The sequence below is a fragment of the Pseudomonas sp. genome (genome assembly GCF_037994325.1).
Classification (GTDB): Bacteria; Pseudomonadota; Gammaproteobacteria; order Pseudomonadales; family Pseudomonadaceae; genus Aquipseudomonas.
This window is the reverse complement of the sequence record NZ_JBBNAH010000243.1, coordinates 1-8,633: the sequence shown is the minus strand read 5'-3', so window position 1 is coordinate 8,633 and position 8,633 is coordinate 1. Positions and strand designations below refer to the sequence as shown.

9 protein-coding genes are annotated in these 8,633 nt (G+C 58.2%); 2 read left to right on the top strand and 7 right to left on the bottom strand.

Annotated elements, in window-relative coordinates; all coding sequences use genetic code 11:
* The 4 genes from fabD to AAAB16_RS08155 all read right to left on the bottom strand — a co-directional run.
* Positions 1–626: ACP S-malonyltransferase (fabD, locus tag AAAB16_RS08170; RefSeq protein ID WP_340662891.1), on the bottom strand; the 626-nt coding region annotated here is incomplete at its 3' end.
* 117 nt (positions 627–743) lie between these two features.
* The gene (gene plsX, locus AAAB16_RS08165) at positions 744–1,754 is read right to left on the bottom strand and encodes a phosphate acyltransferase PlsX (protein WP_340662890.1); all 1,011 of its coding nucleotides are present in this window, start codon (positions 1,752–1,754) and stop codon (positions 744–746) included.
* Between the two features lie 3 nt (positions 1,755–1,757).
* A complete protein-coding gene (gene rpmF, locus AAAB16_RS08160; protein WP_110614910.1) occupies positions 1,758–1,940 on the bottom strand; it encodes a 50S ribosomal protein L32 in 183 nt (60 codons plus the stop codon).
* 13 nt (positions 1,941–1,953) lie between these two features.
* Positions 1,954–2,481: a YceD family protein gene (locus AAAB16_RS08155; protein WP_340662889.1), complete on the bottom strand. Its 528-nt coding sequence runs from the start codon at positions 2,479–2,481 to the stop codon at positions 1,954–1,956.
* A 105-nt stretch (positions 2,482–2,586) separates the two neighbouring features.
* Between AAAB16_RS08155 and AAAB16_RS08150 the strand changes: the two genes are divergently transcribed.
* Positions 2,587–3,165, top strand: coding sequence for a nucleoside triphosphate pyrophosphatase (locus AAAB16_RS08150; RefSeq protein WP_340662888.1), 579 nt, complete (start codon positions 2,587–2,589; stop codon positions 3,163–3,165).
* Positions 3,166–3,237: 72 nt separating this feature from the next.
* On the opposite strand, the gene AAAB16_RS08145 is transcribed toward AAAB16_RS08150, so the two are convergent.
* The 3 genes from AAAB16_RS08145 to rluC are packed head-to-tail and all read right to left on the bottom strand — an operon-like array spanning position 3,238 to position 5,831.
* On the bottom strand, positions 3,238–4,197 hold the full coding sequence (locus tag AAAB16_RS08145) for a S49 family peptidase (RefSeq protein WP_340662887.1): 960 nt from the start codon (positions 4,195–4,197) through the stop codon (positions 3,238–3,240).
* Positions 4,178–4,867 (bottom strand): HAD-IA family hydrolase, encoded by a 690-nt coding sequence (locus AAAB16_RS08140; RefSeq protein WP_340662886.1) that lies wholly within the window; start codon positions 4,865–4,867, stop codon positions 4,178–4,180. Before AAAB16_RS08140 ends, AAAB16_RS08145 begins: the two co-directional genes overlap by 20 nt.
* A gap of 7 nt (positions 4,868–4,874) precedes the next feature.
* The gene (rluC, locus tag AAAB16_RS08135; RefSeq protein WP_340662885.1) at positions 4,875–5,831 is read right to left on the bottom strand and encodes a 23S rRNA pseudouridine(955/2504/2580) synthase RluC; all 957 of its coding nucleotides are present in this window, start codon (positions 5,829–5,831) and stop codon (positions 4,875–4,877) included.
* A gap of 571 nt (positions 5,832–6,402) precedes the next feature.
* Between rluC and rne the strand changes: the two genes are divergently transcribed.
* On the top strand, positions 6,403–8,633 hold a 2,231-nt coding region (gene rne, locus AAAB16_RS08130; protein WP_340662884.1), incomplete at its 3' end, for a ribonuclease E.

Below are 8,633 nucleotides of genomic sequence, written 5' to 3'. Positions count from 1 at the left end.
GCCGGGCGCATCAGTGCGCAGTGCGATGGCACGCTCACCGGCAGCGGCATGGCGCGTTTGGCGCCTCGAGCCTTACAGGCCTCAATGGCGCGCTCAACGGCCGCAGCCGAACCGGCGATTACCACCTGGCCCGGCGCGTTGAAGTTCACCGCGCTCACCACGTCGCCTTGGGCTGCCTCGGCACAAGCGGCGAGCACGTCAGCATCTTCCAGACCAAGAATGGCGGCCATACCGCCCTGCCCGGCCGGAACGGCTTTTTGCATCAACTGACCACGACGCTCAACCAGTTTTACCGCATCGGCAAACCCAAGGCTGCCAGCGGCAACCAACGCCGAGTACTCACCCAGGCTGTGACCGGCAACGAACGCAGGACGTGCGCCGGACTCCGCCAGCCACACTCGCCACAACGCGATCGAGGCAGCGAGAATGGCCGGTTGGGTTTTGTCAGTTTGATTGAGGGTTTCTTCTGGACCGGTCTGGGTCAGCGCCCAGAGGTCATAACCTAACGCTTCAGAAGCTTCGGCAAAGGTATCAAGCACCAGCTTTTGCTGTGCGCCATGCTCGGCGAGCATTCCCAGAGACTGTGAGCCTTGGCCTGGGAAGACGAATGCGAGGGATGCAGACATATGGACGGTCCCTAATGGTCTTATCGTCGGGAGGATCACGCGCGAGCGAGTCGAGCGCAACAAACTGACAAGTTGGATGACAGGCTACCGAGTGCGGTCACATCGGCAGCACACGCATTACAGCAACAGATGTTCGAGACGGCCATGTAAGCGTTGCGGTAAATCTTCGCGCACTTCCATGACGGCTCGGCGAATCGCGCTCTGAAAACCTTCCGGCCCAGCGGCGCCATGACTTTTCACCACAATCGCCTGCAACCCTAAAAAGCTCGCGCCATTGTGCCGCGCGGGCGCTAATTCACCTTGCAGACGCTTGAGTACTGGCAGCGCCAGAGAACCAATCAAGCGCGAACCGAGGTTTTGCTTGAACAGCGCCTCCATACGCTTGGAAATCATCGACGCCAGCCCCTCGCTGGACTTGAGCAGAATATTGCCGACAAAGCCGTCGCACACCACCACATCCGCCTCGCCACGATAAAGACCATCGCCCTCAATAAAGCCGATGTAATTTAGCTCGCTGACTGGCTGCAGCAGACTCGCTGCCAGCTTGACCTGCTGATTGCCTTTAACGTCCTCGGTGCCCACATTCAGCAGCGCGATGCGCGGGCGCACTACACCCAACGCTTCAGCGGCAACCGAACCCATTACGGCGAACTGATAGAGATGCTCAGCGCTGCAGTCGACGTTGGCGCCCAGATCGAGCAACTGGCAATGGCCGCGCTCAGTGGGAATCGCCGTCATCATCGCCGGGCGATCGATACCCGGTAGGGTTTTCAGCAGGTAACGCGATAGCGCCATCAGCGCGCCGGTGTTACCAGCACTGACACAGGCCTGCGCACGACCATCGCGCACTAACTCCAACGCCACGCGCATTGAAGAGTCGGGCTTGCTGCGCAAGGCCTGCGCAGGACGGTCATCCATCGCGATCACTTCGCTGGCCTGCTCAACGTGCAGACGAGCGCGATCGACACCCGGATGGCGAGCAATCAATTCATTTAGTAAGGAGGTTTGGCCGACGAGGACCAGGTGTAACGAGGGGAATTCAGCCAGACACGCAATGCAGGCTGGAACAATGCTGTGGGGACCGAAGTCCCCACCCATTGCGTCAATCGCGATGATCGGAGCGGACAAGGATTACTCGTCAGCGCCCTTGTCGATCACTTTACGGCCACGGTATACGCCTTCTGGCGAAACGTGGTGACGCAGGTGAACTTCACCGGTGCTCTTCTCTACCGACAGAGTGCTTGCAGTCAGAGCGTCGTGCGAACGGCGCATGTCGCGAGCGGAGCGGGATTTTTTGTTCTGCTGAACAGCCATAATTAATTAACTCCTAAACGTTTGGGTCACGCTTTAACTGTGCCAATACACTGAACGGGTTGGACCGCGATACCTCGTCCTCGCTCGGTTCAGGCTCTTCAAGGCCTGCCGGTTGCTGGCAATCTTCTGGATCATGCAATGGCACGATGGGCAAGGCGAGCAACAGCTCCTCCTCGATCAACGCCGGTAGATCCAATGGATCCTCACCCAATTCCAGCACGTCGTAGCCTTGCGGCACAGATTGGGTATTCCCACCTTCTTTCACCACAGCGTAACTGCACTCGCTGTGGATAGGCAGGGCGACCAGCTCCAGACAACGCTGACAAACCATCTTGACCTCAACGTCGATCGTGCTGTGCATCACTGGCGATCTACGCTCGTCGCGTTCGAAAACAAACTTCGCACGGACGACACCGACATTATCGGCAAGTGGATCGCAGAGACGCTGCAAATCGGCTAGCGGCAACTCACCTTCAAGGGTGGCACCACGATCAGCCAGTTTGCGCGGATCAACGTGAGGAGGAATCGGGCCATTCAACATAGGCGCAGCATTCTAGGGATGCACCCTGCCTCTGTCAAAGGGAAATTCAGCCTGGGCGCCAATGCCCACGCCCGTTAGAATCGCCTTCCTTATCAAGGAACTGCCATGCTCCCGCTACTGCTCGCCTCCAGCTCCCCATACCGCCGCGAATTGCTTGCGCGCCTGCGCCTGCCATTTGTCTGCGCCAGCCCGGATATAGATGAAGCGCACCAGCCCAACGAAACGGCGACCGCCCTAGTACTGCGCCTGGCAGAGCAAAAGGCACGAGCCCTGGCTGAACAGCACCCGGGACATCTGATCATCGGCTCAGACCAAGTAGCCGTGCTGGGCGAGCAAATACTCGGAAAACCCCACGACTTCGAACGCGCCCACCGCCAGCTAAGCAATGCCAGCGGCAAGAGCGTGAGCTTTCTTACCGGATTGGCACTTCTGAACAGCGTTACCGGTGAATGCCAGGTCGATTGCGTGCCCTTTACCGTGCACTTTCGTGAACTCGACGCCGAGCGCATCACCCGCTACCTGCATGCCGAGCAACCGTACGACTGCGCCGGCAGTTTTAAAGCCGAAGGCCTGGGTGTCAGCCTGTTTCGCGCCACTGAAGGCAGTGATGCCACCAGCCTGGTCGGCCTGCCACTGATTCGCCTAGTGGATATGCTGCTGGCTGAAGGCGTGCAAATCCCCTAAGCCCTCCCTCTATACACAACCCGCTAAACAAAAGCCCGGCATCAGCCGGGCTTTTGTTTAGCGCAACTCAGCTCAGCGCAGAGTCGGCCCCTGGAAGCCCATCCACATGGCCGCATGCTCAGCCACGCTGGCGCCGAGCTTCTTGGCGAAGCGGTCGAACGGCGTTTCTTTTACGGTGTAATCGACCAACTCTTTCTCGCCGATCACATCACGCGCCACTGAACTGGTGTTACCCAGACCATCAATCAAACCCAACTGCAGCGCTTGCTCACCGGTCCAGATCAAACCGGAGAACAGCTCAGGATGATCCGCATCTTTAAGGCGATCACCACGCCCTTGCTTAACCGCCGCAATAAATTGCTTGTGGGTGGTGTTCAATACGCTTTGCCAGAACGCGGTTTCATCCGCTTTTTGCGGCTGGAACGGGTCAAGGAATGCCTTGTGCTCGCCCGAGGTATATACCCGACGATCAACGCCGAGCTTTTCCATGGTGCCAACAAACCCGAAGGTCGCCGCAGTCACCCCAATGGAGCCAACCAGGCTGGCCTTGTCGGCATAAATCGAGTCCGCCGCACTGGCGATGTAGTAGGCACCGGAAGCCCCCAGATCAGAAATCACCGCATACACCTTGATATCCGGGTGTTCGCCACGCAGACGGCGGATTTCGTCGTATACATAGCCAGACTGCACTGGACTGCCGCCCGGACTATTGATGCGCAGGATCACACCCTTGGTGTTCACGTCCTCAAACGCTTCACGCAGACTGCCAACAATATTGTCCGCACTGGCCGCTTCCTGGTCCGCGATCATGCCGCGAATTTCCACAACCGCCGTATGCGACTTGGTTTTCGACGCCCCTTTGGAGAAGTCCAGCCCTGGTGTAACCATGGCGATCACACCGAACAGGTAAATAAAGGTCAACGCCTTGAAGAAAATCCCCCAACGCCGCGCCCGACGCTGCTCTTGCACGCTGGCGAGCAGGGTCTTTTCCAGCAACTTCCAGCTTTTGTCGTCATTCAACTCGTTCGACATGCTCACTCATCCCTAGCACTGGTTTAGTGGCGTGCGAAGTCAGCCAGGCACGCAACTCAGAAAAATGTTCGACCATCAAACGTGGCCCGCAGCTACTGAGTGTCGCCAGTGGCTGCGCGCCATAACCGACCGCCACCGAATGCATGCCAGCATTTCGGGCCATTTCCAGATCAAATAGCGAATCGCCCACCATCAGCGCGCGCTCTGCCGGCACACCGCACTCAGCAAGAATCTCTTCCAACATAAGCGGTGCAGGTTTACTCGCGGTTTCATCGGCGCAACGGGTGGTATCGAAAAAGTCTGTCCAACCCTGGTCTGCCAACACCCGATTCAAACCATGACGCCCTTTGCCGGTCGCCACTGCCAGCTTGTAGCCGGCCGCTCGAAATGCCTTCATCGCATCAGCGACGCCAGGAAACAGCTCGGATGGTTTCGACTCCAACTGCAGATAATTCGTACTGTAAGAATGGCGATAGCGCTCTGCTAATTCGGCATCGTCCAAATCGGGATAGAGCGCCAACACCACTTCAGGCAAGCCCAGACCAATAATGGCTTTGAGCTCATCGTCACTGCGCGGCGGCAGATCACACTCACGCGCAGCCATATGCAACGCGGCGACAATACGGCCAATGGAGTTCACCAGCGTGCCGTCCCAGTCGAAGATCAACAATTGGTAATCAGACTGCACTCAAGCGCTCCACGGTTTTACGCCACATATCATCCACTGGCGCTTCCAGCTTCAACACGCCACCTTCGGGCAGCGGTACGTTCAATTCATAGGCGTGCAAAAAAAGACGCTTGCCGCCAAGACCGCGAATTTCATTGGTGAAGTCGTCATCGCCATACTTGGGATCGCCAGCAATGCAATGGCCGGCATGCTTGGCATGCACGCGAATCTGGTGGGTGCGGCCGGTCACCGGCTTGGCCTCCACCAAGGTGGCGAACTCACCAAAACGGCGCAGCACGCGGAACAGGGTCAGCGCTTCTTTACCCTCTTCGTTGATCTCAACCATGCGCTCGCCGGAACGCAGATTGCTCTTGAGCAATGGTGCATTGACCTGCTTTTTGGCCGTCGCCCAATGCCCACGAACCAGCGCCATATAGCGCTTGTCGATGCCATCTTTGCGCAGGGCTTCATGCAAGTGACGCAACATGCTGCGCTTCTTGGCGATCATCAGCAGGCCAGAGGTGTCACGGTCCAAGCGGTGCACCAACTCCAGATCTTTGCAGTCTGGACGCAGCTGGCGAAAGGCTTCAATCACCCCATAATTCAGACCACTGCCACCATGCACCGCGATACCGGCAGGCTTGTTAATCACGAGCAGGGCTTTGTCTTCAAAAACGATGGAGGCTTCCAGACGCTCGAGCAGACCTTGCGCCAATGGCACTTCTTCGTCCGGCTCGGAAAGGCGCAGCGGTGGCACGCGCACGATGTCGCCCGCTTGCAGTTTGTACTCCGGCTTGATTCTTCCTTTATTCACACGAACTTCGCCTTTACGCAAAATTCGGTAAATCAGGGTTTTAGGCACGCCCTTAAGGCGAGTGCGCAGGAAATTATCGATTCGTTGGCCGGCAAGTTCCGGTTCAACCTCGAGCAGCTGGACGCCGGAGGTCGGAGGGGTGCGTTCTGTCATGGCCGCGATGATAACAATTTTTTATTGATTTGAAGCACTTAATCATTGCTGCTATAGTCCCGAACGCCGCCAAAAGTGGCCCGGTTGCGGGTGTTTGCCCACATTGCAAGCCCCTTCCGTGTGCAACGTAATTCAGGACGTAAGGCCGTCCGACGGGATTGTTCAACGATAGATAGCTGAAAAGGGCTACGAACATCCCGGAAATAAAGCCTTGAGCCATGACGCGTTGACTGCCCCCGAGGGGAGTCAGCGGTAAATGCCAACCCGCTGCAGATTCTGCGAGCGGCACCCGATTTTCAGCGATACGTGTAGGGTGGAGATGCACAACCTCGGACTGCGTAGCTTTAGAAGACGTGTTATTTCGTCCGCTACCGTTGGTTGATTCCTCCTCCTGACCAAGTGCTTGTTTCACAACAGCAAGCAGGAGACGTCTGTCGCCACCCCGGCCCCGTTGGCCGGCGTTGTTAGACATGGAACGACTTACAACCGTTTCTGACGAGCCCTGACACCGACCCTGAGAGTCGTGTGTGCCGAACGCCGTTTCCGGCAGCCCGGAAACCGACGGTACTACATGAAAAGAATGCTGATTAACGCAACTCAACCCGAAGAGTTGCGTGTCGCTCTGGTAGATGGTCAGAAACTCTACGACCTCGATATTGAATCGGGCGCTCGTGAGCAGAAAAAGGCCAACATCTACAAAGGCAAAATCACCCGCATTGAACCTAGCCTCGAAGCCGCTTTTGTTGATTTCGGCTCCGATCGCCATGGCTTCTTGCCCCTCAAAGAAATTTCCCGCGAATACTTCAAGAAAGCCCCTGAAGGCCGCGTCAACATTAAAGAAGTGTTGAGCGAAGGCCAGGAAGTTATCGTTCAGGTCGAAAAAGAAGAACGTGGTAACAAGGGCGCCGCCCTCACCACCTTCATCAGCCTGGCCGGTCGCTACCTGGTGCTGATGCCAAACAACCCGCGCGCCGGTGGCATCTCTCGCCGTATCGAAGGCGAAGAACGCAACGAACTGCGTGAAGCATTGAACGGTCTGGTCGCCCCTAGCGACATGGGCCTGATCGTGCGCACTGCCGGCCTTGGCCGCAGCAGCGAAGAAATGCAGGGTGACCTCGATTACCTGCTGCAACTGTGGAGCGCCATCAAGGAAGCTTCGCTGGACCGCGCCGCCCCGTTCCTGATCTACCAGGAAAGCAACGTCATCATCCGCGCCATCCGCGACTACCTGCGCCAGGACATCGGCGAAGTGTTGGTCGACAGCATTGAAGCCCAGGAAGAAGCCCTGAGCTTTATCCGCCAGGTGATGCCGCAGTACGCCAGCAAAATCAAATTGTACGAAGACAGCGTGCCGCTGTTTAACCGTTTCCAGATCGAAAGCCAGATCGAAACCGCCTTCCAGCGCGAAGTGAAGCTGCCGTCCGGTGGCTCCATTGTGATCGACCCGACCGAAGCCTTGGTGTCCATCGACATCAACTCGGCGCGCGCCACCAAAGGCAGCGACATCGAAGAAACCGCACTGCAAACCAACCTCGAAGCTGCCGAAGAAATCGCGCGCCAACTGCGTCTGCGTGATATCGGCGGCCTGATCGTGATCGACTTTATCGACATGACGCCGGCGAAAAACCAGCGCGCGGTAGAAGAAAAAGTTCGCGAAAGCCTGGAACAGGACCGTGCCCGCGTTCAAGTCGGCCGCATCTCGCGCTTCGGCTTGCTGGAAATGTCCCGTCAGCGTCTGCGCCCTTCCCTGGCTGAAGGCAGCGGCATTGTCTGCCCACGCTGCAACGGCCAAGGCATCATCCGTGATGTTGAGTCGCTGTCGCTGGCCATCCTGCGCCTGATCGAAGAAGAAGCCCTGAAAGACCGCACCGCCGAAGTTCGCGCCCAAGTGCCGATTCCGGTTGCCGCTTTCCTGCTCAACGAAAAACGCAATTCCATCACCAAGATCGAACTGCGCACCCGTGCGCGCATCGTCATCTTGCCGAACGATCATCTGGAAACCCCGCACTTCGAAGTGCAGCGTATCCGTGATGACAGCCCGGAAGCGCTGACTGCACAAACCAGCTATGAAATGGCCGCCGCCGAAGTGGAAGAAGTCGCACCGACTGCTGCTACTCGTACCCTGGTTCGCCAAGACGCTGCCATCAAGACTGCCCCACAGCGTGTGGCCCCGGTTCAAACTGCCGCCGAGCAACCTGCCGCTGCCGCCGAGCCAAGCCTGTTCAAAGGCCTGGTGAAGTCGCTGGTCAGCCTGTTTGCCGGCAAGGAAGAAGAAAAGCCGGTTGTTGTCGAGAAGAAAACCACCAGCGAGCGCCCACAGCGCAGCGACGAGCGTCGTAACGGTCGTCAGCAGAACCGCAACCGTGGTGGCCGTCGCGACAACGAAGAGCGCAAGCCGCGTGAAGACCGTGGCCCTCGCGAAGAGCGTGCACCGCGTGAGCCGCGTGAAGAACGCGCCCCGCGGGAAGCCCGTGAGCCGCGCGAGCCGCGTGAAGATCAGGCCCCCCGCGAAGAACGCGCGCCACGTGCCCCGCGTGAAGAGCGCAAACCACGTGAGCCGCGTGCTCCGCGTGAAGACCGCGCACCACGTGAAGATCGCCCACAACGCGAACTGCGCGAGCCGCTGGACGCCCAGGGCCAAGAAGCCCCGAGCGAAGAGCGTGCCGAGCGTAAGCCGCGCGAAGAGCGTCAGCCACGTGCCCCGCGTGAAGAGCGCCAACCGCGTCCAGTGGTCGATGCCAGCGGTGACGAAGAAGAAGTATTGAACGCCGAAGAGCAGCACGACGAAGACCAGGAGAACGC

Coding starts and splice junctions, on each gene's coding strand:
- AAAB16_RS08155 (WP_340662889.1), bottom strand. CDS start 2,481: ATGTTGAATGGCCCGATTCCTCCTCACGTTGATCCGCGCAAACTGGCT.
- AAAB16_RS08145 (WP_340662887.1), bottom strand. CDS start 4,197: ATGTCGAACGAGTTGAATGACGACAAAAGCTGGAAGTTGCTGGAAAAG.
- rpmF (WP_110614910.1), bottom strand. CDS start 1,940: ATGGCTGTTCAGCAGAACAAAAAATCCCGCTCCGCTCGCGACATGCGC.
- AAAB16_RS08150 (WP_340662888.1), top strand. CDS start 2,587: ATGCTCCCGCTACTGCTCGCCTCCAGCTCCCCATACCGCCGCGAATTG.
- rluC (WP_340662885.1), bottom strand. CDS start 5,831: ATGACAGAACGCACCCCTCCGACCTCCGGCGTCCAGCTGCTCGAGGTT.